Source organism: Roseateles chitinivorans (genome assembly GCF_002761755.1).
Classification (GTDB): Bacteria; Pseudomonadota; Gammaproteobacteria; order Burkholderiales; family Burkholderiaceae_C; genus Roseateles; species Roseateles chitinivorans.
Window position 1 is genome coordinate 32882 of record NZ_PEOG01000006.1, and the last position, 14456, is coordinate 47337.

Sequence of the window (14456 nt, forward strand, 5' to 3'; positions counted from 1 at the left end):
GCTCAGTGCGCCAGCGCGCGGGTCACGGCCTGGCCGCACAGCGCCAGCAGGCCGCCGGGCAGCAGGCCGAAGGCCAGCACCGCGATGCCGTTGAGCGACATCACCAGGCGCGCGTCGGCCGGGGCGTTCAGCGGGCTGTGGTCGGCCGGTTCGTCGAAGAACATGACCTTCACGACACGCAGGTAGTAGAACGCGCCGATCAGCGACAGCACCACCGCCACCACCGCCAGCCACAGGTAGAGCGACTGGCCGGTCGTGACCATCGCCTGCAGCACCGCCAGCTTGCCGTAGAAGCCCACCGTCGGCGGGATGCCGGTCAGCGAGAACATGTAGATCGCCATCACCAGCGCATACCAGGGGCTGCGCTTGAACAGGCCGGCCAGGTCGCTGATCTGCTCGGACTCGAAGCCCTGGCGCGCCAGCAGCATGATCAGGCCGAAGCTGCCCAGCGTCGTCAGCACATAGGTGATCGCGTAGAACATCGCCGAGCTGTAGGCGTTCAGCGCGTGGTTGTCCGGCTGGCCGTTCACCACGCCCGAGGCCAGGCCCAGCACGACGAAGCCCATCTGCGAGATCGTCGAGTACGCCAGCATCCGCTTCAGGTTGCTCTGCGCGATCGCGGCCAGGTTGCCCACCACCAGCGAGGCCACCGCCATCACCAGCAGCATCTGCTGCCAGTCCGTGGCCAGCGGCAGCATGCCTTCCACCAGCAGGCGCAGCGCGATGCCCAGCGCCGCCAGCTTCGGCGCGCCGCCGATCAGCAGCGTCGCGGCGGTCGGCGCGCCCTGGTAGACGTCCGGCACCCACATGTGGAACGGCGCGGCGCCCAGCTTGAAGCCCAGGCCGGCGACGACGAACACGACGCCCAGCACCAGCACGCCCTTGTTGACCGTGCCGCTGGAGATCACCTCGAACACCCGCGGGATCGACAGCGAGCCGGTAGCGCCGTACATCATCGACAGGCCATACAGCAGGAAGCCCGAGGCCAGCGCGCCCAGCACGAAGTACTTCATCGCGGCTTCGGTGGAGATGGTGTGGTCGCGGCGCAGCGCGGTCAGCGCGTACAGCGACAGGCTCATCAGCTCCAGGCCGAGGTAGATCGACAGGAAGTTGTTGGACGCCACCATCACATTCACGCCCAGCAGCGCCAGCAGGCTCAGCGTGAAGAGCTCGCCCTTGAGCATCTCGCGGGACTCGGCGTAGGGACGCGCATAGACCAGCGTGATGATCAGCGCCAGCGCGCTGACGCCGCTGAGCAGGTGGCTCAGCGGATCGACCACCAGCAGGCCCTGCATCGCCTCGGCCGGCGGGTTGCCCATCGCGGCGAAGTGCATCGCACCCACCACCGCCAGGCTCAGCTGGGTCAACCAGTAGGTCGGCGTGCGGCGCGGGTCGGTGACGAACAGGTCCACCAGCGCGACCACGCAGGCCAGCACCAGCAGCAGGATTTCGGGATAGACCGCGACCCAGTTCATGTCATTCATTGTGTTGGGCCCTTATTGGAGCTTGGACACCGCGACGTGCTTGAGCAGCGCGTCAACGGAGGGGTGCATCACGTCGGTGAACGGCTTCGGATACACGCCCATGTAGAGCGTCGCGATCGCCAGCACGCCCAGCATCAGGAACTCGCGGCCATTGATGTCGGTCAGGTTGCGGACGTTGTCGTTGGTCACCGCGCCGAAGTAGACGCGCTTGATCATCCACAGCGTGTAGGCCGCGCCGAAGATCAGCGCCGTGGCCGCCAGCAGGCCGATCCAGAAGTTGTGCTGCACCGAGCCCAGGATCACCATCCACTCGCCCACGAAGCCCGCGGTCGCCGGCAGGCCGCAGTTGGCCATGCCGAAGAACACCGCCAGCGCGGCGAACTTGGGCATCGTGTTGACGACGCCGCCGTAGTCGGCGATCTCGCGCGAGTGCACCCGGTCGTACAGCACGCCGATGCACAGGAACATCGCGCCCGACACGAAGCCGTGCGAGATCATCTGCACCAGGCCGCCGGAGATGCCCAGCTCGTTGAAGATGAAGAAGCCCAGCGTCACGAAGCCCATGTGGGCGACCGACGAATAGGCCACCAGCTTCTTCATGTCGCGCTGGACCATGGCCACCAGGCCGATGTAGATCACCGCGATCAGCGACAGGGCGATGATGAACCAGTCGTAATGACGAGCCGCATCAGGCGCGATCGGCAGCGAGAAGCGCAGGAAGCCGTAGGCGCCCAGCTTCAGCATGATGGCCGCCAGGACCACCGAGCCGCCGGTCGGCGCTTCCACGTGGGCATCCGGCAACCAGGTGTGCACCGGCCACATCGGCACCTTCACCGCGAAGGCCGCGAAGAAGGCGAAGAACAGCAGCGACTGCGCCGACATCGGCAGCGGCAGCTTGTGCCAGTCCAGGATCTCGAAGCTGCCCGACTGGCTGTACAGGTACAGCAGCGCGATCAGCATCAGCAGCGAGCCGGCCAGCGTGTACAGGAAGAACTTGAAGGCCGCGTACACCCGGCGAGGTCCGCCCCAGACGCCGATGATGATGTACATCGGGATCAGCGTGGCCTCGAAGAACACGTAGAACAGCATGCCGTCGAGCGCGCAGAACACGCCGATCATCAGGCCCGACAGGATCAGGAAGGCGCCCATGTACTGGTGCACCCGCGTCTCGATCACTTCCCAGGCGGCGATCACCACGATGATCGAGATGAAGGCCGTCAGCGGCACGAACCACATCGAGATGCCATCCACGCCCAGGTGGTAGTGGATGTTGAAACGCTCGATCCAGGACGCGTTCTCGACGAACTGCATCGCGGCCGTCGAGGTGTCGAAGCCGGTGATCAGCGGCAGCGTCACCAGGAAGGAAGCGACCGACGCGACCAGCGCCATCCAGCGCACCGCGCTGGCGTTGTTGTCGCGTCCGAGCGCGAGCAGCAGGCCACCGCAGACGATGGGCAGCCAGATGGAGAGACTCAGCAACATTCTTATTCTCCGCCCGCGTCACAGACCCAGCAGGGCCTTGAATTGGGGCCACATGGAAGGCCACAGCTGCCAGGTCATCAGACCCACGACACCCAGGATCATGACCAGCGCATACCAGTACAGGTGGCCGGTCTGGATCAGGCGCACCAGGCCGGCGATGCCGCCCACCGTGCGCGCGGAGCCGTTGATCAGGACGCCGTCGATGACGCCCTGGTCGCCGGCCTTCCACAGACCGGTGCCGATCGCGCGGGCCGCGCGGGCCAGCACGTTCTCGTTGAACCAGTCCATGTAGTACTTGTTCTCCAGGATCGTCACGATCGGGCGGAAGGTGCGCGCGATCGCGGCCGGGATCGCCGGGCTGATCATGTAGAACCAGTAGGAGACGACCACGCCGGCGACGGCCAGCCACAGCGGCAGCGTCTGCAGGCTGTGCAGCGCCATCGCGAAGGCGCCATGGAACTCCTCGCCCAGTTCGTGCATCGCGTGGTGGATCTCGTGGTTCACGAAGATCGCGTCCTTGAAGAACTCGCCGTGCACCATTGGGCCGATCGTCAGGTAACCGATCACCACCGACGGGATCGCCAGCAGGATCAGCGGCACGGTCACCACCCAGGGCGACTCATGCGGCGTGTGGTCGTGACCGTGGCCATGGTCGTCGTGATGGTCGTGCTCGCCCGGGAACGGCTTGTGGTGGAAGTGCTCCTTGCCGTGGAAGACCAGGAAGTACATCCGGAAGCTGTAGAAGGCGGTCACGAAGACGCCGGCCACCACCGCGAAGTAGGCGAAGCCCGCGCCCGGCAGGTGCGACGCGTGGACCGCCTCGATGATCGAGTCCTTCGAGTAGAAGCCCGAGAAGAACGGCGTGCCGATCAGCGCCAGCGACCCCAGCAGCGAGGTGATCCAGGTGATGGGCATGTACTTGCGCAGGCCGCCCATGTTGCGGATGTCCTGGTCATGGTGCATGCCGATGATCACCGAGCCCGCGCCCAGGAACAGCAGCGCCTTGAAGAAGGCGTGCGTCATCAGGTGGAACACCGCCACCGAGTAGGCCGAGGCGCCCAGCGCCACCGTCATGTAGCCCAGCTGCGACAGCGTGGAGTACGCGACCACGCGCTTGATGTCGTTCTGGATGATGCCCAGGAAGCCCATGAACAGCGCCGTGATCGCGCCGATCACCAGCACGAAGTTCAGCGCCGTGTCCGACAGCTCGAACAGCGGGCTGAAGCGCGACACCATGAAGATGCCGGCCGTCACCATGGTGGCCGCGTGGATCAGCGCGGAGATCGGGGTCGGGCCTTCCATCGAGTCCGGCAGCCAGACGTGCAGCGGGAACTGCGCCGACTTGCCCATCGCGCCGATGAACAGGCAGATGCAGGCCACGCTCAGCATCATCCACGGCTCGCCGCCGAAGGGGTTGGCGAAGCCGATCTTGGCCAGCTCGGCCGACTTGGCGAAGGTCTCGGTGTAGTTCAGCGATCCACCGTAGGCCACCAGCAGGCCGATGCCGAGGATGAAGCCGAAGTCGCCGACCCGGTTCACCAGGAAGGCCTTCATGTTGGCGAAGATCGCGGTCGGCTTCGTGTACCAGAAGCCGATCAGCAGGTAGGACACCAGGCCCACCGCTTCCCAGCCGAAGAACAGCTGCAGCATGTTGTTGGACATCACCAGCATCAGCATGCTGAAGGTGAACAACGAGATGTAGCTGAAGAAGCGCTGGTAGCCGGGGTCTTCCTCCATGTAGCCGATGGTGTAGATGTGCACCATCAGCGAGACGAAGGTCACCACGCACATCATCATCGCGGACAGGCCGTCGATCATGAAGCCGACTTCCATCTTCAGGCCGCCCAGCACCATCCACTCGTAGACGGTCTGGTTGAAGCGCGCGCCATCCAGCACCGCGCTCAGCGTCATCGCCGAGAGGATGAAGGCGATCAGCACGCCCAGGATGGTGACGACATGAGCGCCGCGGCGGCCGACCTGCTTGCCGAACAGGCCCGCGACGATGGCGCCCGCCAGCGGGGCCAGCGGCACCGCCAGCAGCAGGTTCTGGGAGAGTGTTGCAGACATTGTTTTTCTCGCTTCCCTCGTCAGCCCTTCAGGGCGTCCAGCTCTTCCACGTCGATGCTGCTGCGGTTGCGGAACAGCACGACCAGGATCGCCAGGCCGATCGCCGATTCAGCGGCCGCCACGGTCAGGATGAAGAACACGAACACCTGGCCGGCCATGTCGCCCAGGTAGTGCGAGAACGCGACGAAGTTCATGTTGACCGCCAGCAGCATCAGCTCGATGGCCATCAGCAGCACGATCAGGTTCTTGCGGTTCAGGAAGATGCCGATCACCGACAGCGCGAACAGGAACGCGCCCAGGATCAGGAAATGGTTCAGGCTCAGCGCACCCATCACGCGGCTCCTTCGTTCTTGTCAGCCGCCGGCACGGACGGGGCTTCGACGGTCGGGGCGACCTTCACGATGCGCAGGCGGTCGGCCTTCTTGACCTTGACCTGCTGCGACGCGTCCTGGTGGCGCGAGTCCTTGCGGCCGCGCAGCGTCAGCGCGATCGCCGCGATGATCGCCACCAGCAGCAGCACGGCGGCGATCTGCAGCGGGAACAGGTAGTTGGTGTAGATCTCGATGCCCAGCAGCTTGGTGTTGCCCAGCTGCGCCATGTTGGCGATCTCCGGCGCGTTCTCGACGCCGCGGAAGCCGCCCATCAGCACGGCCGCGATCTCCAGCGCGATCAGCGCGCCGACCAGGCTCGCCACCGGCAGATGCTTCCAGATGCTCTCGCGCACCGCGGTGGACTCGAAGTCCAGCATCATCACGACGAACAGGAACAGCACCATGACGGCGCCGATGTAGACCAGCACCAGGGTGATGGCCAGGAACTCGGCCTTCAGCAACATCCACAGACAGGAGGCACTGAAGAAGGACAGGATCAGGAACAGGGCCGAGTGCACGGTGCTCTTGGCCGTGATGACACGGAACGCAGAGCCCAGCAGCACGGCCGAGAAGACGAAGAACAGCGCGGTAGTGATATCCATGCGATTTCCTGCAAGCAGGCCACCGGTCGCGGTCCCCTCCCCTCGCTGGCGCGAGGGTCCGGGCAACCGCTGGACCGGTCAGCGGTACTTGGCGTCGGCCTCCTTGCTGGCTGCGATCTGCGGCTCGTACCGGTCCCCCACCGCCAGGAGCATCTCCTTGGTGAAATAGAGGTCGCCGCGCTTCTCGCCGTGGTATTCGAAGATGTCGGTCTCGACGATCGAGTCCACCGGGCAGCTTTCCTCGCAGAAGCCGCAGAAGATGCACTTGGTCAGGTCGATGTCGTAGCGGGTGGTGCGGCGGGAGCCGTCGGCGCGCACGTCGGATTCGATCGTGATCGCCATCGCGGGGCACACGGCCTCGCACAGCTTGCAGGCGATGCAGCGCTCCTCGCCGTTCTCATAACGGCGCAGCGCATGCAGGCCGCGGAAGCGAGGAGACAGCGGGGTCTTCTCTTCCGGGAACTGCACCGTGATGTTCTTCGAGAGGAAATGCCGGCCGGTCAGGGCCATGCCCTTCAGCAGCTCGGTGAGCATGAAGCTCTTGACTAGGTCCTTGATGGCGCTCACAGCGGATACCTCGGATTACTTCCAGATATTGAACGGCGACTGGATCCACAGACCCACGACCACCAGCCACACCAGGGTGACGGGGATGAAGATCTTCCAGCCCAGACGCATGATCTGGTCATAGCGATAGCGCGGGAACGTGGCGCGCACCCACAGGAAGCAGGTCACGACGAAGAAGGTCTTGGCGAACAGCCAGAACCAGTTCCAGAACGCCATGGTCTGCTGGATGAAGGCCGGCGTGTCCATGCCCAGCAGCGACCAGGAGATCGGCGCCGACCAGCCGCCCAGGAACATCAGCACCGCCAGTGCCGAGACCAGGATCATGTTGGCGTACTCGGCCAGGAAGAACATCGCGAACGACATGCCCGAGTACTCGATCATGTGACCGGCCACGATTTCCGATTCGCCTTCGACGACGTCGAACGGATGGCGGTTGGTCTCGGCCAGGCCGGAGATGAAGTACACGAGGAAGATCGGCAGCAGCGGCAGCCAGTTCCACGACAGGAGGTTCACGCCGTGCGACGCGAACCAGCCCTGCTCCTGGCTGGTCACGATGGCGCTGACGTTCATCGAGCCGGTGACCATCAGCACCACGACCAGGCAGAAGCCCATCGCGATCTCGTAGGACACCATCTGGGCCGACGCGCGCAGCGCGCCCAGGAAGGCGTACTTCGAGTTGGACGCCCAGCCGGCGATGATCACGCCATAGACCTCCAGCGAGGTGATCGCCATCAGGAACAGCAGGCCGGCATTGACGTCGGCGATCGCCGCGCCGGGGCCGAAGGGCACGACGGCCCAGGCCGCCAGCGCCGGCATGATCGTCATGATCGGGCCGAGGAAGAACAGGCCCTTGTTGGCCGCGCTCGGGACGATGATCTCCTTGAAGATCAGCTTCACCGCGTCGGCGATCGGCGTCAGCAGTCCCATCGGACCGACCCGGTTCGGACCGGGACGGATCTGCGACCAGCCGATGGCCTTGCGTTCCCACAGCGTCAGGTAGGCGACGCAGCCCAGCAGCGGCAGCAGCACGGCGATGATCTTGAGCAGGCTCCAGACCACCGGCCAGACCATGCCCAGCATCGAGGCGCCGGCGTTGTAGAAGTTTTCCATGGTCGTCTCGTCCTCAGGCCTTGGTCACGGCGATCGCGCCGGTGAACGCGCCCAGCGCGGCGGTCTCGGGAATGCCGGCGGGGATGCGCACCACGTTCGCGGGCAGCGAGGCGTCCAGCTGCGCGGCCAGCACGGCGGCACCGCCGTCCTGCGACACACGCACCTGCGCGCCCTTCTCGGCCAGGCCGAGCTCGGTCCACAGCGACTGCGGCAGCGAGGCCACGGCGGCGTCGCGGCCGTCGCGGGTCAGCTGCAGCGAGGTGGCACGGCGCACCAGCGCGTCGGTCGCATAGATCGGCACGGTGGTCAGGCGTTCCAGGCCCTGCACCGGGGCGGCCGCGGCGGACTGCGCCGACACGCCGTTGGACAGGCGGTTCGTCAGGTCCAGCTCGGAGCCCAGCGCCGCGGCGCGGACCTGCTCGGAGCTGTCGAACTCGAAGCCCGGCAAGCCCAGCAGGTTGCCCAGCACACGCAGGATCTTCCAGCCCGGACGGGTCTCGCCGCGCGCCTTGGCCACGCCGACGAAGCTCTGCAGGCGGCCTTCCGCGTTGACGAAGCTGCCCGAGGTCTCGGTGAACGGCGCGGTCGGCAGCAGCACGTCGGCGAACTCGACCACCGGGCCGGTCTTGAACGGGGTCAGCACGACGACCATCTCGGCCGCGTTGACCGCCTTGGCGGCGGCGGCGGCATTGGCGCCGTCCAGCACCGGGTCGGTGTTCAGCAGCAGCAGGGCCTTGGCTGGCTGGTCGTTCAGCAGCTGGGCGGCGGTACGGCCGCCCTGCCCCGGCTGGGCCTTGACCAACTGGGCGCCGACCGTGTTCGCCGCGGCGGACAGCACGCCGACGCTGGCGCCGGTCTGCTCGCCGATCCAGTTCGCCAGCGACAGCAGCGTCGCGGCCTGCGGATGCTGCACGGCGGCATTGCCCAGCAGCACGGCCTTGCGCTCGCCCGACAGCAGCGTGTCGGCGATCGCCTTGGCAGCGTCGGAGGCCGTGCCGGCGACCGGAGCGCTCACGCCCTTGGCGGCGCCGATGGCGGCAGCGACGCCGGCCAGCTCACTCACCCATGCCGACGGCGCGGCGGCGATCGTGGTGGCGACCGCCATCTTCCAGTCTTCGACCGAGCCCCCCAGTGCCACGACCTGCGCGCCACGGCGAGCGGCCTGGCGCAGGCGCTGCGCGAACAGTGGATGGTCCTTGCGCAGCGACGAGCCGACGACGAAGGCGCGGTCCAGCGTCGACAGCGACGCGATCGAGGTGCCGAGCCAGAAGGCCTTGCCCTCGCCGGCACGCAGTGCCGGATCGACGACGCGCAGCCGCGTGTCGATGTTCTCGCTGCCCAGGCCGCGCACCAGTTGCGCCAGCAGGTGCAGTTCCTCGACGGTGCTGTGCTCGGAGCCCAGCGCGGCGATCGAGGCGCCGCCCTTCTCGGTCTTGATCTGCTTCAGGCCGTTGGCGACGTACTCGAGCGCGGTCGTCCAGTCGACCGACTTCCACTCGCCGCCCTGCTTGAGCATCGGCGTGGTCAGGCGCTCGTCGCTGTTGAGCGCTTCATACGAGAAGCGGTCGCGGTCGGCGATCCAGCATTCGTTGACCGCCTCGTTCTCCAGCGGGACGACGCGCAGCACTTCGTTGTTCTTGACCTGGACGATCAGGTTGGCGCCGGTCGAATCGTGCGGGCTGACGCTCTTGCGGCGCGACAGCTCCCAGGTGCGGGCGCTGTAGCGGAAGGGCTTGCTCGTCAGCGCGCCGACCGGGCAGATGTCGATCATGTTGCCCGACAGCTCCGAGTCGACGGTGCGGCCGACGAAGGTCTGGATCTCGCTGTGCTCGCCGCGGTGCGCCATGCCCAGCTCCATCACGCCGGAGATCTCCTGGCCGAAGCGGACGCAGCGCGTGCAGTGGATGCAGCGGCTCATCTCTTCCATCGAGATCAGCGGGCCGACGTTCTTGTGGAACACCACGCGCTTCTCTTCGGTGTAGCGCGACTTGCCGGCGCCGTAGCCGACGGCCAGGTCCTGCAGCTGGCACTCGCCGCCCTGGTCGCAGATCGGGCAGTCCAGCGGGTGATTGATCAGCAGGAACTCCATCACGCCCTGCTGGGCCTTGATGGCTTTCTCGCTCTTGGTGCGCACGATCATGCCCTGCGTCACCGGCGTGGCGCAGGCAGGCAGCGGCTTGGGCGCCTTCTCCACGTCCACCAGGCACATGCGGCAGTTGGCCGCGATGCTCAGCTTCTTGTGGTAGCAGAAGTGCGGGATGTAGGCGCCGGCCTTCTCGGCGGCGTGCATCACCATGCTGCCTTCGGGCACTTCGACCTTCTGGCCGTCGAGTTCGATTTCAACCATAGTTCTTCTCAGCGGCTCCGGATCAGGCGTGCGCCGGCGACTTGGCCGCGGCGGACGGGGACGACGCACCGGGCGCCTTGTTCTGCTGGGCCTGTTCGATCATCGCGATGAACTCGCCCTTGAAGTGCTTGAGCATCGCGCGCACTGGCATCGCCGCGGCGTCGCCCAGGGCGCAGATGGTGCGGCCCTGGATGTTGTCGGCCACCGAGTTCAGCAGGTCGATGTCCTCGAAGCGGCCCTTGCCGTGGGCGATGCGCTCGATCACGCGATGCATCCAGCCGGTGCCCTCGCGGCACGGGGTGCACTGGCCGCAGGACTCGTGCGCGTAGAAGTAGGACAGGCGCAGCAGGCTCGTGACCATGCAGCGGGTCTCGTCCATCACGATGACCGCGCCCGAGCCCAGCATCGAGCCGGCCTTGGCGATGGAGTCATAGTCCATCGTGCACTGCATCATGATGTCGGCCGGCAGCACCGGGGCCGACGATCCACCCGGGATCACCGCCTTGAGCTTGCGACCCCCGCGCACGCCGCCGGCCAGCTCCAGCAGCTTCTCGAACGAGGTGCCCAGCGGGATCTCGTAGTTGCCGGGACGCTCGACGTCGCCGGAGATCGAGAAGATCTTGGTGCCGCCGTTGTTGGGCTTGCCGACCTCGAGGTAGGCCTGGCCACCGTTGCGGATGATCCAGGGCACCGCCGCGAAGGTCTCGGTGTTGTTGATGGTGGTGGGCTTGCCGTACAGGCCGAAGGAGGCCGGGAACGGCGGCTTGAAGCGCGGCTGGCCCTTCTTGCCTTCCAGCGACTCCAGCAGCGCGGTTTCCTCGCCGCAGATGTAGGCGCCGAAGCCGTGGTGCGCATGCAGCTGGAAGCTGAAGTTGCTGCCCAGGATGTTGTCGCCCAGCAGGCCGGCGGCGCGGGCCTCTTCCAGGGCGGCCTCGAAGCGCTCGTAGACCTCGAAGATCTCGCCGTGGATGTAGTTGTAGCCGGTGCGGATGCCCATGGCGTACGCCGCGATCGCCATGCCTTCGATGACGATGTGCGGGTTGTACATGAGGATGTCGCGGTCCTTGCAGGTGCCCGGCTCGCCCTCGTCGCTGTTGCAGACCAGGTACTTCGCGCCCGGGAATTGGCGCGGCATGAAGCTCCACTTCAGGCCGGTCGGGAAACCGGCGCCGCCGCGGCCGCGCAGGCCCGAGGCCTTCACTTCGGCGATGACCTGGTCGGCGGTCATGCCCTGCCCTTCGCCCTGGGCCAGGATCTTGCGCAGCGCCTGGTAGCCGCCGCGCGCTTCATAGTCCTTCAGCGACCAGTTCTTGCCATCGAGGCCCGCGTAGATCTGCGGGGTGATGTTGCGGTCGTGGAAGCAGGTCTCCTTGCCGGTGGCCTGCCACTTCGAGAGATCGATGTTCGTCATCGTCCAGGTCCCTCAGTTCTTGTTGGCCGCGTGGTGCGCTCTGAGCGCGTCCACCAGCTCGTCCAGCCGCTCGGCGCTCATGAAGCTCAGCATCTGGCGGTCATTGACCAGCATCACCGGCGAGTCGGCGCATGCACCCAGGCACTCGCTCTGCTGCACGGTGAAGACGCCGTCGGCGGTGGTGCCGCCCGCTTCCACGCCCAGCTTCGTGCACAGGTGGTCCAGCGCCTTCTGGCCGTCGCGCAGCTGGCACGGCAGGTTGGTGCAGACGTTCAGCTTGAACGCGCCCAGCTTGCGCTGGTTGTACATGTTGTAGAAGGTCGTGACCTCGTAGACGGCGATCGCCGGCATGCCGAGGTAGTCGGCGATCGCGTCCTCGGCCTCGCGGGACACGTAGCCCTGCTCCTGCTGGACGATCGACAGGCAGGCCATCACGGCCGATTGCGCCTGTTCCGCCGGGTACTTGGCGACTTCGCGCGCGAAGCGGGCCGCGGTGGCCTCGCTCAGGATGAATTCAGTGCTGCTCATCGCTTCACCACTCAACGGTCAATTTCACCGAACACGATGTCCATCGTGCCGATCACGGCCACCGCGTCGGCAATCATGTGTCCGCGGGCCATCTCGTCCAGCGCGGCCAGATGCGAATAGCCCGGCGCGCGGATCTTCAGGCGGTACGGCTTGTTGGCGCCGTCGCTGATCATGTAGATGCCGAACTCGCCCTTCGGATGCTCGACCGATGCGTAGGCCTCGCCCTCGGGGACGCGGAAGCCTTCGGTGAACAGCTTGAAGTGGTGGATCAGCTCTTCCATGCTGCTCTTCATCGCGACGCGCGACGGCGGGGCCACCTTGTGGTTGTCGGTGATGACCGGGCCGGGATTGGCCTTGAGCCACTTCACGCACTGCTGGACGATGCGGTTGGACTGACGCATTTCCTCGACGCGCACGCAGTAGCGGTCGTAGGTGTCGCCGTTGGTGCCGACCGGGATGTCGAAGTCCATGCGGTCGTAGACGTCGTAGGGCTGCGTCTTGCGGGTGTCCCAGGCAATGCCCGAGCCGCGCAGCATCGGGCCGGTCAGGCCCAGGTTCAACGCGCGCTCCGGCGACACGACGCCGATGCCCACGGTGCGCTGCTTCCAGATGCGGTTGTCGGTCAGCAGCGTCTCGTAGTCGTCGACGTTGGCCGGGAAGCGGTTGCAGAAGTCCTCGATGAAATCGAGCAGCGAGCCCCGGCGGTTCTCGTTGAGCTTGTCGATCGCCTTCTGGTTCTTGATCTTGCTGACCTTGTACTGCGGCATCGAGTCCGGCAGGTCGCGATAGACGCCGCCCGGACGGAAGTAGGCCGCGTGCATGCGCGCGCCCGACACCGCCTCGTACATGTCGAAGATGTCCTCACGCTCGCGGAAGCAGTAGATGAGGATGTTCATCGCGCCGCAGTCGATGCCGTGCGCGCCCAGCCAGAGCAGGTGGTTCAGGATGCGGGTCAGCTCCGAGAACATCACGCGGATGTACTGCGCGCGCTCGGGGACTTCCAGGCCCAGCATCTTCTCGATGGCCAGGCAGTACGCATGCTCGTTGGCCATCATCGACACGTAGTCGAGGCGGTCCATGTAGGGCAGCGACTGGATGAAGGTCTTGGACTCGGCCAGCTTCTCGGTGGCACGGTGCAGGAGGCCGATGTGCGGATCGGCGCGCTGGATCACTTCACCGTCCAGCTCCAGCACCAGGCGCAGCACGCCGTGCGCGGCCGGGTGCTGCGGACCGAAGTTCAGGGTGTAGTTCTTGATTTCGGCTGGCATGCTCACAGGCCCCCGTAGTTGTCTTCGCGGATCACGCGCGGGGTGATCTCGCGCGGCTCGATGGTCACCGGCTGGTAGACCACCCGCTTCTGCTCGGGGTCGTAGCGCATCTCGACATGACCCGACACCGGGAAGTCCTTGCGCATCGGGTGGCCGATGAAGCCGTAGTCGGTCAGGATGCGGCGCAGGTCCTCGTGGCCCTCGAAGATGATCCCGTACAGATCGAAGGCCTCCCGCTCGAACCAGTTGGCGGCATTCCAGATCGGGGTCACCGCAGCCACCGCGGGGAAGTCGTCATCGGGAGCGAAGACCTTCACCCGCAGGCGCCAGTTCTTGTTGATCGACAGCAGGTGCGACACGACCGCGAAACGCGCGCCGTCGTAGGCGCCGTCCTTGTAGGTCGAGTAGTCCACGCCGCACAGGTCGATCAGCTGCTCGAAGCGCAGTTCCGAGTGATCACGCAGCAGCTTGGCGACGTTGAAGTAGTCCTTGGCCGCGACGGTGATCGTGATTTCGCCGAGCTCGCGCTTGAGCGCGACGATCTGGTCGCCCAGCACGGATTGCAGCGCCGCCTGCAGGGTGTCGAGTTTCATGGTCATGGGAGTCAGCCTGCTTCTGCTCAGCGAGCGATGGTGTTCTCGCGACGGATCTTGGCCTGCAGCTGCAGGATGCCGTAGAGCAGTGCTTCGGCGGTCGGCGGACAGCCCGGGACATAGACGTCCACCGGCACGATGCGGTCACAGCCGCGCACGACCGAATAGCTGTAGTGGTAGTAGCCGCCGCCGTTCGCGCAGCTGCCCATGGACAGCACCCAGCGCGGCTCGGCCATCTGGTCGTAGACCTTGCGCAGCGCCGGCGCCATCTTGTTGCACAGCGTGCCGGCCACGATCATCAGGTCGGACTGGCGCGGGCTGGGACGGAACAGCATGCCGAAGCGGTCGATGTCGTAGCGGGCCGCGCCCGCATGCATCATCTCGACCGCGCAGCAGGCGAGACCGAAGGTCATCGGCCACAACGAGCCGGTCTTGGACCAGTTCACCAGCTTGTCCAGCTGGGTGGTCATGAAGCCTTCCTTCAATACGCCTTCGTTACCCATATCGAATTTCCAATCTTTCGAGATCAGCGGAGAAGGAACTTCGAGACCGCGGCCGTCGCCTTGACGCCGCGTTGACGCGTTGCCCTTCCCTAACGGACACGCGCCCGAAACGGGCGCCGTGTC

Annotated in this window: 13 protein-coding genes; all 13 read right to left on the reverse strand. The window is 65.9% G+C overall.

What is annotated here, in order from left to right; translation table 11 throughout:
• Positions 1–2: 2 nt before the first annotated feature.
• Complete coding sequence (nuoN, locus tag CS062_RS01485) at positions 3–1484, reverse strand: NADH-quinone oxidoreductase subunit NuoN (RefSeq protein WP_099859708.1); 1482 nt, start codon at positions 1482–1484, stop codon at positions 3–5.
• A 12-nt stretch (positions 1485–1496) separates the two neighbouring features.
• Entirely contained in the window at positions 1497–2966 is a 1470-nt protein-coding gene (locus tag CS062_RS01490; RefSeq protein WP_099859709.1) for an NADH-quinone oxidoreductase subunit M, read from the reverse strand.
• Between the two features lie 18 nt (positions 2967–2984).
• Complete coding sequence (nuoL, locus tag CS062_RS01495) at positions 2985–5033, reverse strand: NADH-quinone oxidoreductase subunit L (protein ID WP_099859710.1); 2049 nt, start codon at positions 5031–5033, stop codon at positions 2985–2987.
• Between the two features lie 20 nt (positions 5034–5053).
• A complete protein-coding gene (nuoK, locus tag CS062_RS01500) occupies positions 5054–5365 on the reverse strand; it encodes an NADH-quinone oxidoreductase subunit NuoK (RefSeq protein ID WP_067273420.1) in 312 nt (103 codons plus the stop codon).
• Complete coding sequence (locus tag CS062_RS01505) at positions 5365–6006, reverse strand: NADH-quinone oxidoreductase subunit J (RefSeq protein WP_099859711.1); 642 nt, start codon at positions 6004–6006, stop codon at positions 5365–5367. Before CS062_RS01505 ends, nuoK begins: the two co-directional genes overlap by 1 nt.
• Positions 6007–6084: 78 nt before the next feature.
• Positions 6085–6573 (reverse strand): NADH-quinone oxidoreductase subunit NuoI, encoded by a 489-nt coding sequence (nuoI, locus tag CS062_RS01510; protein ID WP_259373097.1) that lies wholly within the window; start codon positions 6571–6573, stop codon positions 6085–6087.
• 15 nt (positions 6574–6588) lie between these two features.
• Positions 6589–7683, reverse strand: coding sequence for an NADH-quinone oxidoreductase subunit NuoH (gene nuoH / locus CS062_RS01515; RefSeq protein WP_099859712.1), 1095 nt, complete (start codon positions 7681–7683; stop codon positions 6589–6591).
• 13 nt (positions 7684–7696) lie between these two features.
• Positions 7697–10030 (reverse strand): NADH-quinone oxidoreductase subunit NuoG, encoded by a 2334-nt coding sequence (nuoG, locus tag CS062_RS01520; RefSeq protein WP_099859713.1) that lies wholly within the window; start codon positions 10028–10030, stop codon positions 7697–7699.
• A 22-nt stretch (positions 10031–10052) separates the two neighbouring features.
• Positions 10053–11441, reverse strand: a complete 1389-nt coding sequence (gene nuoF / locus CS062_RS01525) for an NADH-quinone oxidoreductase subunit NuoF (protein WP_099859714.1) — start codon at positions 11439–11441, stop codon at positions 10053–10055.
• Positions 11442–11453: 12 nt separating this feature from the next.
• Positions 11454–11951, reverse strand: coding sequence for an NADH-quinone oxidoreductase subunit NuoE family protein (locus CS062_RS01530; RefSeq protein ID WP_099859822.1), 498 nt, complete (start codon positions 11949–11951; stop codon positions 11454–11456).
• A 29-nt stretch (positions 11952–11980) separates the two neighbouring features.
• Positions 11981–13237: an NADH-quinone oxidoreductase subunit D gene (locus tag CS062_RS01535; protein ID WP_099859715.1), complete on the reverse strand. Its 1257-nt coding sequence runs from the start codon at positions 13235–13237 to the stop codon at positions 11981–11983.
• A gap of 2 nt (positions 13238–13239) precedes the next feature.
• Positions 13240–13836 (reverse strand): NADH-quinone oxidoreductase subunit C, encoded by a 597-nt coding sequence (locus tag CS062_RS01540; RefSeq protein ID WP_099859716.1) that lies wholly within the window; start codon positions 13834–13836, stop codon positions 13240–13242.
• Between the two features lie 20 nt (positions 13837–13856).
• The gene (locus CS062_RS01545) at positions 13857–14333 is read right to left on the reverse strand and encodes a NuoB/complex I 20 kDa subunit family protein (RefSeq protein ID WP_067067101.1); all 477 of its coding nucleotides are present in this window, start codon (positions 14331–14333) and stop codon (positions 13857–13859) included.
• Positions 14334–14456 lie beyond the last annotated feature (123 nt).

Excerpts from the sequence above, each read along its gene's own strand:
- CS062_RS01535 (WP_099859715.1), bottom strand. The coding sequence starts at position 13,237 with ATGCCAGCCGAAATCAAGAACTACACCCTGAACTTCGGTCCGCAGCAC.
- CS062_RS01540 (WP_099859716.1), bottom strand. The coding sequence starts at position 13,836 with ATGACCATGAAACTCGACACCCTGCAGGCGGCGCTGCAATCCGTGCTG.
- CS062_RS01490 (WP_099859709.1), bottom strand. The coding sequence starts at position 2,966 with ATGTTGCTGAGTCTCTCCATCTGGCTGCCCATCGTCTGCGGTGGCCTG.
- CS062_RS01545 (WP_067067101.1), bottom strand. The coding sequence starts at position 14,333 with ATGGGTAACGAAGGCGTATTGAAGGAAGGCTTCATGACCACCCAGCTG.
- CS062_RS01505 (WP_099859711.1), bottom strand. The coding sequence starts at position 6,006 with ATGGATATCACTACCGCGCTGTTCTTCGTCTTCTCGGCCGTGCTGCTG.
- nuoH (WP_099859712.1), bottom strand. The coding sequence starts at position 7,683 with ATGGAAAACTTCTACAACGCCGGCGCCTCGATGCTGGGCATGGTCTGG.
- nuoF (WP_099859714.1), bottom strand. The coding sequence starts at position 11,441 with ATGACGAACATCGATCTCTCGAAGTGGCAGGCCACCGGCAAGGAGACC.
- nuoL (WP_099859710.1), bottom strand. The coding sequence starts at position 5,033 with ATGTCTGCAACACTCTCCCAGAACCTGCTGCTGGCGGTGCCGCTGGCC.
- nuoK (WP_067273420.1), bottom strand. The coding sequence starts at position 5,365 with ATGGGTGCGCTGAGCCTGAACCATTTCCTGATCCTGGGCGCGTTCCTG.
- nuoN (WP_099859708.1), bottom strand. The coding sequence starts at position 1,484 with ATGAATGACATGAACTGGGTCGCGGTCTATCCCGAAATCCTGCTGCTG.
- nuoG (WP_099859713.1), bottom strand. The coding sequence starts at position 10,030 with ATGGTTGAAATCGAACTCGACGGCCAGAAGGTCGAAGTGCCCGAAGGC.